The sequence below is a fragment of the Kribbella polygonati genome (genome assembly GCF_050320105.1).
Taxonomy (GTDB): domain Bacteria; phylum Actinomycetota; class Actinomycetes; order Propionibacteriales; family Kribbellaceae; genus Kribbella.
In genome coordinates, this window is the sequence record NZ_CP190129.1 from 3,226,557 (window position 1) to 3,241,073 (window position 14,517).

Genomic DNA, 14,517 nt, shown 5'->3' on the forward strand with positions numbered 1-14,517 from the left:
GCCAGCCTGAGCCGCGCTTCAGGACTGGTTTTTCCGTCGATTCAGTCGTATGGTTTTCATTATGAGGGCGGTTCGGGGACGCCGCCTGGATACTGACTGGGGGGCCGGTCAAAGGAGATTCCGCAGAGTGCAACTTGCCCGGCGGAACCATTGTTCGAAGTCAGGGCTTGAACTCAGTGGGGGTTCTCGAGATGGCGAATGGTGCTGGGCTGCGCGTGGGCGTGGTCGGGTGTGGTTACTGGGGTTCGAAACATGTCCGCGTGCTGCATTCGCTGGACTCGGTGGACCGGGTCGCGGTGGTGGACCCGAATCCCGAACGCGCGCTGCAGTTGAGCCGCAACTATCCGGCGATGGACAGCTACACGACCTTGCCGGAGGCGTTGCCGAACCTGGACGCGGTGATCATCGCGACGCCGCCGAGTACGCACCGGCCGCTCGCACTGATGGCGATCGAGGCCGGCGTGCACGTCCTGGTCGAGAAGCCGCTGGCGACCACCTCGGCCGACGCCCGGATGATGCTCGATGCGGCGCAGGCCAAGGGCGTGGTGCTCATGGTGGGCCACACTTTCGAGTACCACTCCGCCGTGTGGAAGCTGCGCGAGATGGTACAGAACCGCGAGCTCGGTGAGCTGTACTACCTGGACACCGCGCGGCTGAACCTCGGCCTGTACCAGAACGACTGCAATGTCCTGTTCGACCTCGCGCCGCACGACATCTCGATCCTCAACTACGTGCTCGGTGCCAAGCCGGTCAGCGTGAAGTGCTGGTCGTCACGCCATGCGCACCGCCAGCTCGAGGATGTCGGCTACCTGCGGCTGCGCTACGAGAACCCCGACGTGATCGCGAACGTGCACGTCAGCTGGCTGGACCCGTGCAAGGTCCGCCGGGTCACGATCGTCGGCAGCGAGAAGATGGTGATCTTCAACGACCTCGCCACCGAGGAGCGGATCAAGGTCCACGACAAGGGCGTGTCCGAGCGTCCTGACTCCGGGCTGGACCTGACCCAGCCGCCGATGTCGTACCGGTACGGGGACGTGGTCGCGCCGTTCCTGCTGGTCAACGAGCCGCTGAAGCTCGAGGACGAGCACTTCCTGGACTGTGCGATCAGCGGCATGCATCCGCTGACCGACGGCGAGAACGGCCTGGCGGTGGTCGAGGTACTCGAGGCCGCGCAGCGCTCGGCGGAGCAGGGCCGCCCGGTCCGCCTGGACGAGTTCGCCGGCGGGTCCGTGCGGCCGTCCGCCGTCGGGGAACTGCTGTGACGGCGGGCGACAACCAGATCCCGTTCCTCGACCTCACCGGCGTCAATCGCGAGGTCGCGGACGAGGTCCGGACCGGCTGGGACGAGATCGTCCGCACCGCGCGGTTCGTCGGCGGTGATGCGGTGACACGGTTCGAGGCCGAGTGGGCGCAGTACTGCGGCACCGAGTACGCGGTCGGGGTCGCGAACGGGACCGACGCGTTGCACCTGGTGCTGCGCGGGCTCGGGATCGGCCCGGGTGACGAGGTCGTCGTACCCGCCAACACGTTCGTGGCCACGGTCGAGGCGATCGTGCTGGCCGGTGCGGTACCGCGGTTCGCCGACGTCGACGAGCGCACCCTGCTGGTCACCGCGGACACCCTCAAGGCCGCCGTGACGCCGGCGACGAAGGCTCTGATTCCGGTGCACCTGTACGGGCAGATGCCCGACCTGACCGCGATCGCGACACTGGCCGACGAGCTAGGGCTGATGCTCGTCGAGGATGCGGCACAGGCACACGGCGCGACCTGGGACGGCCGGCGGGCGGGGTCGTTCGGCCGTGCGGCCTGCTTCAGCTTCTATCCCGGCAAGAATCTCGGCGCCTTCGGGGACGCGGGCGCGGTGGTCACCTCGGACGCACGACTCGTGGAACTGCTGCTCTCGATGCGCGATCACGGCCGGGCCCAGAACGCGGTCGACGGTCACTTCCAGCACGACGTCCTGGGCACGAACAGCCGGCTCGACGCGCTCCAGGCGGTGGTGCTGTCAGCGAAGCTGAAGCGGCTCGACGAGTGGAACGCGTCCCGGCGACGGCTGAGGGCCGTGTACGCCGAGCGCATCGACCCGGCAGCAGCGACTCTGGTCGACGAACTCGAGGGCAGCGCCGGGAGCTATCACCTGGCCGTCGTACAGGTGGACGACCGGGACCGGGTCCGCGCGGACCTCGCGGCCGAGGGCATCGGCACCGGCATCCACTACGCGGCGCCGTGCCACCTGATGGCGCCGTACGCCGAGCACGCGTCCGGCGAACTACCGGTGGTCGAGGCCTCGGCCGGCCGGCTGCTGTCGCTGCCGATGTTCCCGCACCTGGGCACGCAGGACGCGGAACGGGTCGCGGATCGCCTGAACGCCATCGTGGCGAGGACCAGCCGATGACCACCGCCGACGCCGGGGTTCAGATCGGCTATCCACCGGCCCGGCCCGTCGACCCGGAGCTGGAGCTCGGACCGGACGCCCGGCTGCGCAGCGGTTCCGTCCTGTACGGCGGCTCGCGGATCGGCGCGCGATTCGAGACCGGGCACAACGTCGTGATCCGCGAGCAGTGCGAGATCGGCGACGACGTCTCGGTGTGGAGCAACACAGTGGTCGACTACGGCTGCCGGATCGGCGACGGCGTCAAGATCCACACGAACTGTTATGTAGCGCAGTACACCGACATCGGTGACGGTGCCTTCCTTGCGCCCGGGGTGACCGTGGCCAACGACCTGTACCCGGGCCGTGAGGAGTCCGCGGAGGTGATGTCCGGGCCCGCGATCGGCGCCGGAGCGCAGCTCGGGGTGAACGTCACCGTGCTGCCGTTCGTGCGGATCGGCGAGGGCTGCATCGTCGGCGCGGGCTCGGTGGTGACCCGTGACCTGCCCCCGAAGTGCGTTGCCTACGGCAACCCGGCGCGGGTGCACGGCACGGTCGACGGGCTCGTGGACATCTCCCAGCGGATCGAGGCCGACGACGCGTCCGCCTCCAGGTTCACGTTCAGCGCAACGGCGAGCGCCGACAGGGAGGGCCGGGTATGAGTCTCCTCCGCGGCCGGGTCAGGTCCAGCGTCGACACCGGACCCCGGCATGCCCCACAACGCGGAGTGAGCGGTGCTGTCCCGGTGGGGTGGGGCAAACGATCCATGGATCTGGCCCTGGCCTCCATCGGGATGGTACTGCTGTCCCCGCTGATGCTGGTGATGTTCGTGCTCGTCCGAGCGACCAGTCCCGGCCCGGCGCTGTTCCGGCAGGTCCGGGTCGGTGCGGGCCGGCGTACGTTCGTGATGCTGAAGTTCCGCACCATGCGCATCGACGCGGACCAGCAGTTGCACCTCGACTACGTACGGCGGCTGATGGCCGGCGAGGTGGAGGCGGTCGACGGCCTGTACAAACTGGATCACGACCCGCGGATCACCAGACTCGGCGCGCTGCTGCGCAGAACCAGCCTGGACGAGCTGCCACAGCTGCTGAACGTACTGCGCGGCGACATGTCCCTCGTCGGACCCCGCCCGATGCTGCCGGCCGAGCTGGAGATGCTGCCGCCATGGGCGGGAGTGCGGTTCGAGGTGCCGCCCGGCATCACCGGCCTGTGGCAGGTCAGCGGCCGCAACCGGCTGACCATGACGCAAGGGCTGCGCATCGACGTGGACTACACGCAGCGGCGCAGCGCCTGGCTGGATCTGCTGGTGCTGCTCCGGACGATCCCCGCGGTGCTCGGCAGCACGGGCCGGTAGGGGACGGTGGTCGGATGACGGCGAACGCCACTCCGGACGAGCGGACCGGGCAGGTGCCGCCCGTCGAAGCGGCCCCGGACGCGAAGCACGGGAGGGCCGGAGGGTCGCCGCCTGCACAGTTCGCCGACAGTGCCGACCTGACCAGCGGCTCCGGGACCGCCAAGGACACCATGACGGTCGGCGTCTGGACCGCGCTGAGCCGGATCACGGGCGTGGTCCGGGTGATCGTGATCGGTGCCGTGCTCGGGCCGACGTTCCTCGGCAACACCTACCAGCTGACCAACTCGTTGCCGAACCTCATCTACTACGGGTTCCTCGCGGGTTCGCTGTTCGTCTCGCTGCTGGTACCGGCGCTCGTACAGCACATCGACCAGCGCCGGCCCCGCGACACGGCCCGGGTCAGCGGCGGCTTCCTCGGCGTAGCACTGGCCGGGCTGCTCGTACTTGCGCCGGTGGCAGTGGTGCTGCTGCCGGAACTCCTCCGTGTCACTTCGCTCGGCGGCGAAAGGCTCTCGGGCGCCGACCAGGTCGGCGTCGCCCGGTTGCTGGTGCTGCTCACCATCCCGCAGGTGTTCCTGTACGCCGTGGTCGGCTCGGCCACCGCGGCGATGTACGCCCATCGCCGATTCGCACTGGCTGCCGCGGCGCCGCTGGTCGAGAACGCCGGCATCATCGTCGTACTGGTGCTGTCCGGCCTGCTGTACGGCACCGGCCACGAGCTCGGAGCCCGACCGACCGGGCAGATCCTGCTGCTCGGTCTGGGGTCCACAGGAGCGGTCGCGGCCCATGCGGCGGTGCAGTGGTGGGGTGCCAGGCGGGCCGGCGTACGACTGGTCCCCCGGGCGGGCTGGCGCGATCCCGAAGTCCTGGCGACCATCCGCCGGGCCATGCGCGCCGTCGCCCAGGCCAGTCTGCTCGCCGTGCAGCTGCTGACGCTGCTGCTCGTGTCGAACCGGGTGGCCGGCGGCACCGTGGCGATCCAGATGGCGCTGAACTTCTATTATCTGCCGATCGCGCTGGCCGCGACCCCCGTGGCGCTGGCCCTCCTCCCCCGGCTGGCACGACTGCACCAGGCCCGGTCGGCAGAGTTCGCGCCGACATTCCTGCAGGGACTCGGCCTCGCGCTGTTCCTCGCGGTCCCGGCGGCGGTCGGTTACATCGCACTCTCGGGGCCGACCGCGGCTACGATCGCGGCCGGACCAATGGCCTCCGAGCATGGCCGCGCATTGATCGCCGGTGCGCTCGCGGCCATTGCGTTGGGGCTGGTCGGAGAGACGATGTTCTTCGTGACCACCCAAGCCTGCTACACCCGCGAGGACGCCCGGACCCCACTGACCTCGATGGCGTTCCAGGCCGTCGTCTGCCTGGCACTGTGCGGCACCGCTCTGCTGGCGCCCCCGGACCGGCTGCTGTCCGCGCTCGGAGCGGCGTACACGGTGGCTGCCGTTGCCGGTGGCATCCACCTGCTCCTGCGGATGACCCGCGGCTGGGACCGCTCGTCGCTGCTGTGGTCGCTGGGCCGCACCACGCTCGGCTCCGCGCTGATGGCCGGACCGGCGTACCTTGTGGCGCATCTGGTCGGTCGCGCGGTCGACGGCCGGCTCGGGCAGGCGCTCGCGCTGTGCGCCGGCAGCCTCCTCGGGCTCGTGGTGTTCGGCGCCGTCCAGGCGTTGCTGCGCGCACCCGAGCTGTCCTGGCTGACCGCCGCCCTGCCGATCCCCCGCAGAGCCGGCGCACCGGCCGGTGAGGCGTCCTGATGGATCGGGTTGTGCTCCCCGGCCTGGCACTTTCGGCGGCCCTGGTTGCGGTCCTCACCGGCGCACTGCTCGCCGTCTCACCGGTCGCGGCGGTGGGCCTGGTGGCAGTCGCCGGGGTGGTGGTCGTCGTATGGCGCCGGCCGGCCACCGCGGCGTACCTGATCATCGGTCTGACTCCGACCCTGGCGGGAATCGACCGCGGGCGGCTGATTCCGGCGCTGCGGCCGAACGAGGGGCTGGCCGTCTTCCTGACCGGGATCCTCGTCGTCCGGTTCCTCTTCCGGTACCGCCCGGGCACGCGGCTGAGGATCCAGCTCAACCCGATCGAGGTGACGCTGGTGGCGCTGGCGGTCACCAGCTCGGTGCTGCCGCTGGCCTGGATGCACCTCGTCGGCCGGCCGATCATCGCCGACGACATCTCGTACGCCCTGGTGATGTGGAAGTTCCTCGGCGTGTACGGGATCGTGCGCGCAGCGGTGCACACCCAGGCGGAGGTCCGCCGCTGCCTGCTCGCCGCGGTCGCGGCCGCCGGGCTGCTCGGCACGCTGGGCATCCTGCAGTCGCTGGACATGCTGGGCGTCCGGTCGCTGCTGCTCACCTACTGGGCGCCGTTCGGGTACGCCGACGCGCTGTCGATCCCGCGCGGCAGCTCCACCCTGGCGTTGCCCGCGGCAACAGCCGACGTGCTGATCTTCAGCCTGGCGATCGCGGTCGGCCTGCTGTGGAAGCGGCAGCACAACCTGTATCTGACCCTCTTCCTGGCCGGCGCCTCGGTGGTCTGCGTCGTGGGTGTTTTCGCGGCCGGTGAGTTCTCCTGCGCGCTCGGCCTGGTGGTCGCGATCGTCTGCCTGACCGCCGGGCTGCGTCGGCTCGACCTGCTGCGGTACGCACCGGTCGGGCTCGGGGTCGCACTGATCGCGGCCTGGCCCGCGGTCTCACACCGGCTCGTCGGCTTCCAGTCGGCCAGCGGCTGGCCGAACAGCTGGATCGTGCGCTGGTACAACCTGTCGACGTACTTCTGGCCGGACCTGTTCTCCGGCCAGAACGTGCTGTTCGGCGTCCGCCCGTCGGCCCGCGTCGTGGTGCCCACCCAGGGCACCGGTTACGTGTGGATCGAGAGTGGCTACACCTGGTTGCTCTGGGGCGGCGGGATCCCGCTGTTCGCCGCGTTCGTCGCTCTTGTCTGGGTGTCGCTGCCCCGGCTGTGGCGGCAGACCGAGGGCCTGCGTGACGAGAGTTCGGTCGCGGCGTTGGCAGCGTTCACGGCGATCACCGCGATCGTCGCGATGATGATCTTCGATCCGCACCTGACCTACCGGGGGGCGGCGGACCTGCTGTTCTCGCTGCTCGCGCTGACCTTTGTGAAGTCACCTGACATAACAGAATCGACCGAATCACCCACCAAGGCGTCGCGGGGGCGGATGATGGAGCTGTCCGACGTCCTACCCACAGGAGCGGCCCGATGAGGCGAATGACCCTGAGCCGGCCCGGATCGCGGGGCTTCGTCCGCACCTACCTGCCGATGATCATCGCGCTGACCGTGCTCACCGTTGCCGGAGCGGTCGCCGCCACGGTCACCAGACCCACGTCGTACGTCGCCAGCTCGGAGGTGATCGTGTACCCCGACCCGGCCCGGGTGAACTCCGCCGCCGAGCCCGACATGGGGACCCAACGCACGGTCGCGTCGTCCGGTGTCGTCACCAATGCGGCCGCAGTGGTCCTGCACACCAGCCCGGGTGAGGCCCTCAAGGGCCTGTCGGTCTCGGTGCCGGTGAACGCCAACGTTCTCCAGTTCAGCTACAAGGCGCCGACAGCCGAACGGGCCCTGACGGGCGTCGCGGCCTTCACCCGGGCGTACATCAATTACCGCAACCAGAACCGCAAGATCAAGCTCGCGGACGTGATCACGCAGCCGGTGCTGCCGGACCGGCCGACCCAGCCGAACCTGCCGCTCGTGATCGGCCTCGGTCTGGTGCTCGGCGCGATGATCGGAGCCGGTTTCGCGTTCGTGTGGGACAGGGCACGGGGACGGATGCGCGACCACGGCGACGTCACCCGGACCACCGGCCTGCCGGTGCTGGCCGACGTACCGACGATCCTGCAGCGGCTGCCGCTGCGACCCGAGGCAGGTCCGCCGGGGCCGCTCGGCGAGGTGTTCGGGTACCTGGCGGCACAGCTCACCACGCTGCCCGCGCGCGGGCGCGGCGCCTGCTTCGTGGTCACCAGCCCGGCCCGCCGCGCGGGCACCACCACGGTCGCGTCCCAGCTGGCGATCGCGCTCGCGAACACCGGCAAGGAGGTCGTGCTGATCGGCGGCGACCTGCGCCGGCCGGCCCTGCACACAGTGTTCGGGGCGGACGAGTCGCCCGGCCTCACCGACGTGCTGGCCGACTCCAGGTCGCTGGACCGGGCCCTGGTGCCGACGGCCTTCGACGGCCTGCGGCTGCTGCCGGGCGGCCGTCCGCCGGCCGGTGCGGCGCCGTGGTTCAACGTCGAGGACCTCGAGTTGCTGATCGACAACCTGTCCACCCGGACGCTGGTCGTGATCGATACGCCGGCGGTGACCACAGCGGCCGAGGCGGCGCTGCTCGCCGGGCGCTCGAACTTCGTGCTGGTCGTGCTCGACGCGCGGAAGGGCCGGCGCTCGCCGGCCGCGGCCGCGGTGACGGCGCTGAAGAGCGCGGGCGGCAATCCGATCGGGTGCATCATGAACGCGCCGCCGACGAGATCGGTGCTTTTGCGTCCGCTGGTGCGGCTGCGCAGCGGGTCCGAGGTCAACGAGGCGCCGCGGATCGCGCCGATCGCGAACCCAGCGAAGCCGTCCAGGCCGTCCGAGCGCGCCGGAGAGGCCGAGCGGACCGACCAGGAAGACACTGAGCCGGGCGGCTCGGAACCTTTGGCGGGCACTGAACGCGCCAAGACCTGAGCGGGGAATTGGGGGGATCTGATGAGACCGCAGCGCCGCAGGCTGGTCCGGCCGGCGATGGTAGGCGTGGCGGCCGCAGTGGTTGCGGTGGCCGTCGCCCTGCCCTTACCGGCGCCGGCCGACGGGCGCCCACCGGAGTCCGGGTACTTCGAGACCCTGCCGGCCGGGTCCTGGCAATCGCTTCCGGACGACGCGACCTGTGCCGGCCGGGTGCGCCCCTCGACCTGGGAACCACGCCCGGAGAACACCGCAGCCAACCGGCGGATGCCCGACCGGGAGGCCGTCCGCCTCTCGCTGAGCAGCCGTCCACGCGCGAGCCGGCAGACGTACGACCAGCGTTGGGACACCTGGCTGCTCGCCCGGGTGTCCGGCCAGCACACCGGAACCACCGACGAGAACATCCAGTGGGCCGCCTGCAAGTGGGGCCTCTCGGACAATCTGTTGCGCGCCGTCGCCATCACCGAGTCCAGTTGGTACCAGTACCTGACCGACGCCGCGGGCAGATGCGTCGACAAGCGCGGTTGCGGCGACGAGTTCGACCGGGCGACCGAGGCGTCGGGGGTCTACTGCCGCGGAATCGGGCAGTTCGGGTACGACTATCAGCGCGACTACGGTCCGGGTAAGTGCCCGAAGACGTTCTCGATCATCGGCGTGATGTCCTGGCAGGACCCGGCCTGGACGGACATGTCCGGCAACCAGAACGGCACCTTCCCGTTCAACCGGGACTCGACGGCGTTCGCCCTGGACTACTACGGCGCCTTCATCCGCGGCTGCATGGAGGGCTGGATGTGGTGGCTCACCGGCTCGCCGCCGTCCACACAACCGCGGGATCTGTTGTGGGGCTGCGTCGGCACCTGGTACGCCGGCGCCTGGATGACCGCGGGTGCACAGGACTACGTCAAGCGGGTGCGCAAGACCTTGGACTCCCACTCCTGGCTGACACTGGTACCCAGTATGCGCGTACCGCAGCGCGGCTCCAGGCCCAGGCCAACCGCATCCCGATAGCTGCTCGCGCACCGTCCCGGTCATCGGGCCGAGGTCTCAGCGGTCGGCGGGAAGGCGTGTGCCGGTCACGGCGCTCAGGTAGGCGGGGACCTGGCGTTCCCACGCGAGTTCCTCGGTGATCCGGCGTCGGCCGGCCTCACCGAGCTGCTTGCTCATGGCCGGGTCGTCGAGCAACTCCACCACGGCGTCGGTCAGCTGGGCGACGTCGCCGGGCGCGGCGAACCGGCCGGCGCCCTCGATGATGGCCCGGCTCTCCTGCAGGTCGAAGCACACCACCGGTAGGCCGAGGGCCATGTACTCCATCGCCTTCACCGGCGACACTTCGACCTGCAAACTGGTGTCGATGCCGACGTCGGCGGTCGCCAGGTACCCGAAGACGGATGCCTCCGGCAACCACCCGGGGAAGCTCACCCAGCGCTCGAGGTCCAGCTCCCGGGTGAGCTCTCGCAGTTCCTCGAGACACTCGCCATCACCGAGCACCACGAACCCGCAGTCGGTGCGGCCCAGCTCGCGGACCATCCGCTCGGCGGTGCGAACCACGAGATCGACCCGGTCCTGGCGACCCATCTTGCCGATCCAGCACACCAGGTGCCGGTGCTCGCCCCGCAACGCCGGGTCTGGCTCGGCCTGCCGCACGCGGGCCAGGACAGGGCCGTTGCGCACGACCGTGACCAGGTCCGGCTCGGCGCCGGCCTTGACCATCCGGTCCTTCAGGTAGCCGTTCACGGTGATCGCGTGCTGCGCGACCTTCTGGGACCGGCGTTCCAGCCAGCGCAGAATCCGGAGCAGCTGCCCCGGTGGGTCTCCGTCGTACCGGCCGCGCAGCAGCTCCGGCATCAGATCGCGCTGGTCGATCACGATCCGGGTGCCGGTCAGGCGCAGCATCCACGCCAGCGGAAAGTAGATGTCCGGAGGCTGGCACAAGTGCAGTACGTCGATCCGCCCGCGGAGCCGGGTCCGCAGTACGTGCCAGGCCGCCCAGCCGAAGGCCTGTGCGTACTCGATCGCGTACCCGACCGGCCCCGGGCGCTCGACCGGGGGCGGGTACTCCAGCAGCCGCAGCCGGTCGCGGTACGGCGTGTTGTCGGGATGCCGCATGCTGATCACCGTCAGCCGGCAGCCGGCGTCCAGCAGGTCCTCGACCTGCTTGCGCAGCCGGGTATCGACACCGAGTGGGACGTTCTCGACCACGATCACGACGTGCATGGCGTCACGCCCTCACCAGCAGGCCGTGCCGGACCCGGCCGCGGCCCGCGACCGGGCCGTCGAGTGCCCAGCCGTCGGCGGTGTGCACCAGACGGCTGCCGGCCCGGTCCCGCCACCAGGTGGCAACCTCGCGCGGCAGCGCCTGCCAGACCGTCTCGTCGTGTGCGAACTCGTCGAGCAGCTTGCTCCACGCGGTCAGCAGCCGCTCGTCGCGCGCGTAGTCCGGATGCACGAGCACGAGTACCATGCCGCGCCGCTCGCGGATCGCGTGCGCCTTGGACACCCAGACCGAACCGTCGTGCTGCAGGATCTCGAACACGGTGTGGTCCTGTGGCAGCGTGATCGGCAGCTCCACCAACTCCTCGTTGAAGAATGGGAGGTAGGTGCAGCATCCGCCGGGCTGCGGCTCGTACGGGTCGGAGTCGGTGTACGACGAGTCGTAGTCGAAGCCCATCGTCGGCATCAGGTCCCACCGGCGTTGCGTCGCCGGCGACCGGAATCCGGCTGCGCCCCAGCGGTCCGCGGACGACCGCATCGCGGGCAGCCGCTGTTCCAGGAGCCGTCTCGACCCGATGTCGCGGCCGTCATGCCGCAACCCGTGGACTCCGACCTCGCAGCCGTCGGACTTGAGCTCTGCGACCAGGTCGTCGGAGGTGACGTACCGCTCGGGCACGAAATTCCACGAGGACCGGTAGCCGCGCTCCCGCTCCGGACCGCGCAGCAGCTCGATGTCGTCGCGGCCTCCTGCCTGCTCGACGTCGTGCGTGAGCACCATCGTCCAGGCCTTGCCCTCGGGCCACAGGTCGATCCACGGCACCGGCTCCCCCGCCACCTTGCCGGCCAGCTCGAGCAGCCAGTCGTACAGGTCCTGCAGGCCGTGCTCGACCGGCCACGCCGGGAACTCCGGCGGCGCCTGGTGCTTGGCGAACGTCCGCCGCATCCGCAGCTGCAACGGCCTGGGCAGCAGCGGCCGAACCGCGTAGTACGTCTTGACCATTGCCTTGCGCAACTTCCGCGTCACGCGCGCGCTGCCCATCGTGGTGTACGACTCCGACCACAGGAAACCCATCACCTGCCCGGGGTCGAACGGCAGGAAGACGTTGCCGTCAGCATCTTCCTGGACAGCTGCGACGGGCCGCCCGTCGGCGCCGAGGACTTCCTCGGTACGCCGCCAGCTCGTCCCCGCGACGGGCACGGGACCGGTGTGGATACGCCCGGCGAGGTTGACCGCCCCGATCCGGAACCGCCCTGTCCGGGTGTTCTTGCCGCGGTACCAGAACAGCTTGCGGCCCGAGTTCTGTGCGGTCAGCGTGCCGATCTCACGGTCGGCGTCAGCGGGCACCACGTCGTACGGGACCCTGAAGTAGTCGAAGAACGCGAACGGATGGGTGGCCTCGAACATCGGTCACAGGCCTCTTTTCACGGCTAGGTACGGCAGCATCGCGATCTCGTACAGCGCCGGCATCGGATCCCGCAGGCTGAACACGGCTTCGGCGTCGATGCCACGCAAGGTCTTCAGGTACTCGCCCAGCCGCAACCGTCGTGCGCGGAGATCCTTGGCCGCGTTCGGCAGGTCGGTGGCCAGCCGGATCCACCGCACCCCGGCCCGCGCCTGAACCGGCTCCACCGGCAACCCGAGCTGGTCACGGTAGACCAGGTACGGAAAGTCCACGCCGGCCGCGTACCCGAGGGTGTGGTAACCCCAGGTCCGGGCGTTCACGTCCAGCAGCTTGAACTGCCCGTCCGCCGGGTCCTGCTTGTACTCGAGCTCGGCCAGGCCGTAGTAGTCCACGTCCTGCAAGAACTTCCACGAGTGCTTGGCAAGTTCCGGCTCGTCGATCGTCTCCACGTACGTCGAGGCGCGGCCGAAGTCCGACGGATGCTGTCGCAACCGCCGGGCCGTCATCTCCGCGACCGCCGCACCGTCCTTGAAGAACGCGCCGTACCCGAACTGCCGGTCGCCGCCGCCCTCGATCAGCTGCTGGACGATCATCTCGCCCTCGCCGACGATCGCGGTCGCCCGGTCGAACGCCTGCTCGAGCTCGGCGCGGGTGTCGGCCCGCCAGGCCTTGGCCCTGGTCTCGTAGAAGAAGTGCTCCTTGATCGCCGGCTTGAGGATCACCGGACGGCTGACGTCGACCTCGGCCAGGTCCTGCCGCGTCGACGGGAACCAGCATCGCGGGATCGGGATGCCCAGCCGCTCGGCCCGCTGGTACGTCTCCCGCTTGTCCCAGGCCGGCCGGACCGCCTCCCAACCGGGCGTGACCAGCCGGAACGATCCGAGCAGGTCATCACGGTTCGCCGCGATCGCCGCGACCGTCTCCTCGCGGGTCGGGTACACCACCCAGCCGTCCAGGCCCAGCCGGCGGCCGGCGTCCAGGAGGGTGCGCACTGTGTACGCCGCGTCCCGCAGGTCGCCCACCCGCTCGTACTTCGAGACGTACCGGGACATCCTGCCGATCGAGTGCTCGTCGTCGAGAACCACGACCGGTACGCCGTACCGGCCGAGACTGCGGGCGATGCCGAGCCCCTGGTAGTCGCCTCCGATGACGACAGCCCCGACCGTAGCGCTCGTGCTCCGGCCGGACCGCCTTGTCATGCCCCGTCGCCCATCGGCTCCAGCGTCGGCTTCCGTACGACGTCCGCACCCGAACGGCCCCGCACTGCCCGGGTGAGCGTCTCGGCTCCGAACCACCCGCCGGCCACGAACCGCATGATCGGACCGAAGCTGTACGCTCCTGGCGCTCCGAGGAAGTGCAGTCCGGGCACGGACGACTCCATCCCGGGCCGCAGCACCGGGTAGCCGTTCACAGTGCGCACCTGCCGCACCACGTCCTTGTCCAGGAACGGGTACCTGCTGATGTCGACCCGGTACCCGGTGCCGAACAGCAGATGATGCACGGTCCGGGTCGGGCCGTCGCTCAGCGTCACGTCAAGCCGGTCGCCCTTCGGCCGTGCCTCGAGCACCTGTACCCCGGTCCGGACCCGCACGCCGGCCAGCCTGTCGACCAGCCAGGCGGCACCGGCCGGGCGGATCGCGCGGTAGGCCATCTTGTCCTGTACGCCGCGCGGTAGCCGCCGGAACAGCCCCGGCTCGGCGACGATCCGGGAGATGCCCATCGGCCCCACGTCCGTCGGTGCGTACACCAGCGGTGCCAGCCGGCCCAGCATGCGGTGGTACTTGCCGCCGTGTAGCCAGTTGATGTGGTCCGCACGGGCCGCAACCTCGACCACGGCACCGGACTCCTTCATCAGTGCAGCCGACTCGAGAGCGCTCTGGCCACCTCCGACGACCAGGACCTCCTGGCCGGCGAAGCCGCCGAGGTCCTTGTGCTCGCCGGTGTGTGAGGCGAGTTCGGACGGCAGCCCGGCCATCACCTCGGGACGGTTCACAAAGTCGTCGATGCCGGCCGCCACCACGACCCGCCGGGCCCGCAACTGCGACTCGTCGGCGAACGTCAGCACGAACGCATCGTCTTCTCGGGTCACGCTCGAGACGCGCCGCCGGTCCACGTCCGGCGCGACCTTCGACTGCACCCACAGGCCGTAGCCGATGAATTCGTCCAGCGGCACCGGCCTGGTGAAGCTGCGACCGGTCTCAGCCTGGTACGAGTCCAGCGACAACGGGCCTTCGTACTCGGCGATGCAGGTGGCTGTCCAGTTCGAGCGCAGCAACATGCCGGCGGGCATGGTCTGCCAGAACGACATCGGATCACCGAAGACCCGCAATTCCTCCCCGGCCCGGCGAAGGTGTGCTGCGGCGGCCAGGCCGTGCGGGCCCGCGCCAATAACGGCAGTAGCTGTTTCTTCCATGTCTCGTGGTCCCCCCACCGAGAATGTGTGTCCCCCGACATGCCTCCCCAGGCGAAATCAGTATCTCCCAGCACCGCAGGGG

General features: G+C 70.0%; 12 protein-coding genes. 8 read left to right on the forward strand and 4 right to left on the reverse strand.

The window, feature by feature from the left end; genetic code table 11:
• Positions 1-191: 191 nt before the first annotated feature.
• From ACQHIV_RS15365 to ACQHIV_RS15400, 8 genes are all read left to right on the forward strand, one after another.
• A complete protein-coding gene (locus ACQHIV_RS15365; protein WP_427894841.1) occupies positions 192-1,262 on the forward strand; it encodes a Gfo/Idh/MocA family protein in 1,071 nt (356 codons plus the stop codon).
• A complete protein-coding gene (locus ACQHIV_RS15370) occupies positions 1,259-2,395 on the forward strand; it encodes a DegT/DnrJ/EryC1/StrS family aminotransferase (RefSeq protein WP_427894843.1) in 1,137 nt (378 codons plus the stop codon). Before ACQHIV_RS15365 ends, ACQHIV_RS15370 begins: the two co-directional genes overlap by 4 nt.
• Complete coding sequence (locus tag ACQHIV_RS15375) at positions 2,392-3,033, forward strand: acyltransferase (RefSeq protein ID WP_427894845.1); 642 nt, start codon at positions 2,392-2,394, stop codon at positions 3,031-3,033. Before ACQHIV_RS15370 ends, ACQHIV_RS15375 begins: the two co-directional genes overlap by 4 nt.
• A 104-nt stretch (positions 3,034-3,137) precedes the next feature.
• Positions 3,138-3,728, forward strand: a complete 591-nt coding sequence (locus ACQHIV_RS15380) for a sugar transferase (RefSeq protein WP_427894847.1) — start codon at positions 3,138-3,140, stop codon at positions 3,726-3,728.
• Positions 3,729-3,742: 14 nt separating this feature from the next.
• Positions 3,743-5,485, forward strand: a complete 1,743-nt coding sequence (gene murJ, locus ACQHIV_RS15385) for a murein biosynthesis integral membrane protein MurJ (protein ID WP_427894849.1) — start codon at positions 3,743-3,745, stop codon at positions 5,483-5,485.
• Positions 5,485-6,951 carry a hypothetical protein gene (locus tag ACQHIV_RS15390; RefSeq protein WP_427894851.1) on the forward strand — a complete coding sequence of 489 codons (1,467 nt, stop codon included), beginning with the start codon at positions 5,485-5,487 and terminating at the stop codon, positions 6,949-6,951. Before murJ ends, ACQHIV_RS15390 begins: the two co-directional genes overlap by 1 nt.
• Positions 6,948-8,411: a hypothetical protein gene (locus ACQHIV_RS15395; RefSeq protein WP_427894852.1), complete on the forward strand. Its 1,464-nt coding sequence runs from the start codon at positions 6,948-6,950 to the stop codon at positions 8,409-8,411. The genes ACQHIV_RS15390 and ACQHIV_RS15395 overlap by 4 nt, the downstream gene beginning before the upstream one ends.
• Positions 8,412-8,432: 21 nt before the next feature.
• Positions 8,433-9,416 (forward strand): hypothetical protein, encoded by a 984-nt coding sequence (locus ACQHIV_RS15400; RefSeq protein WP_427894854.1) that lies wholly within the window; start codon positions 8,433-8,435, stop codon positions 9,414-9,416.
• A 36-nt stretch (positions 9,417-9,452) separates the two neighbouring features.
• Here the strand turns inward: ACQHIV_RS15400 and ACQHIV_RS15405 are convergent, their stop codons facing one another.
• From ACQHIV_RS15405 to ACQHIV_RS15420, 4 genes are read right to left on the reverse strand one after another with little or no spacing between them, the layout of a single operon-like run.
• A complete protein-coding gene (locus ACQHIV_RS15405; protein ID WP_380198538.1) occupies positions 9,453-10,622 on the reverse strand; it encodes a glycosyltransferase family 4 protein in 1,170 nt (389 codons plus the stop codon).
• 4 nt (positions 10,623-10,626) lie between these two features.
• Complete coding sequence (locus tag ACQHIV_RS15410) at positions 10,627-12,024, reverse strand: hypothetical protein (protein ID WP_427894857.1); 1,398 nt, start codon at positions 12,022-12,024, stop codon at positions 10,627-10,629.
• A 3-nt stretch (positions 12,025-12,027) separates the two neighbouring features.
• Positions 12,028-13,221: an ATP-grasp domain-containing protein gene (locus ACQHIV_RS15415; protein WP_427894859.1), complete on the reverse strand. Its 1,194-nt coding sequence runs from the start codon at positions 13,219-13,221 to the stop codon at positions 12,028-12,030.
• Positions 13,218-14,435, reverse strand: coding sequence for an NAD(P)-binding domain-containing protein (locus tag ACQHIV_RS15420; protein ID WP_427894861.1), 1,218 nt, complete (start codon positions 14,433-14,435; stop codon positions 13,218-13,220). The genes ACQHIV_RS15415 and ACQHIV_RS15420 overlap by 4 nt, the downstream gene beginning before the upstream one ends.
• Between the last annotated feature and the right edge of the window lie 82 nt (positions 14,436-14,517).

Coding starts and splice junctions, on each gene's coding strand:
- ACQHIV_RS15365 (WP_427894841.1), top strand. CDS start 192: ATGGCGAATGGTGCTGGGCTGCGCGTGGGCGTGGTCGGGTGTGGTTAC.
- ACQHIV_RS15375 (WP_427894845.1), top strand. CDS start 2,392: ATGACCACCGCCGACGCCGGGGTTCAGATCGGCTATCCACCGGCCCGG.
- ACQHIV_RS15380 (WP_427894847.1), top strand. CDS start 3,138: ATGGATCTGGCCCTGGCCTCCATCGGGATGGTACTGCTGTCCCCGCTG.
- murJ (WP_427894849.1), top strand. CDS start 3,743: ATGACGGCGAACGCCACTCCGGACGAGCGGACCGGGCAGGTGCCGCCC.
- ACQHIV_RS15390 (WP_427894851.1), top strand. CDS start 5,485: ATGGATCGGGTTGTGCTCCCCGGCCTGGCACTTTCGGCGGCCCTGGTT.
- ACQHIV_RS15395 (WP_427894852.1), top strand. CDS start 6,948: ATGAGGCGAATGACCCTGAGCCGGCCCGGATCGCGGGGCTTCGTCCGC.
- ACQHIV_RS15400 (WP_427894854.1), top strand. CDS start 8,433: ATGAGACCGCAGCGCCGCAGGCTGGTCCGGCCGGCGATGGTAGGCGTG.
- ACQHIV_RS15405 (WP_380198538.1), bottom strand. CDS start 10,622: ATGCACGTCGTGATCGTGGTCGAGAACGTCCCACTCGGTGTCGATACC.
- ACQHIV_RS15410 (WP_427894857.1), bottom strand. CDS start 12,024: ATGTTCGAGGCCACCCATCCGTTCGCGTTCTTCGACTACTTCAGGGTC.
- ACQHIV_RS15415 (WP_427894859.1), bottom strand. CDS start 13,221: ATGACAAGGCGGTCCGGCCGGAGCACGAGCGCTACGGTCGGGGCTGTC.
- ACQHIV_RS15420 (WP_427894861.1), bottom strand. CDS start 14,435: ATGGAAGAAACAGCTACTGCCGTTATTGGCGCGGGCCCGCACGGCCTG.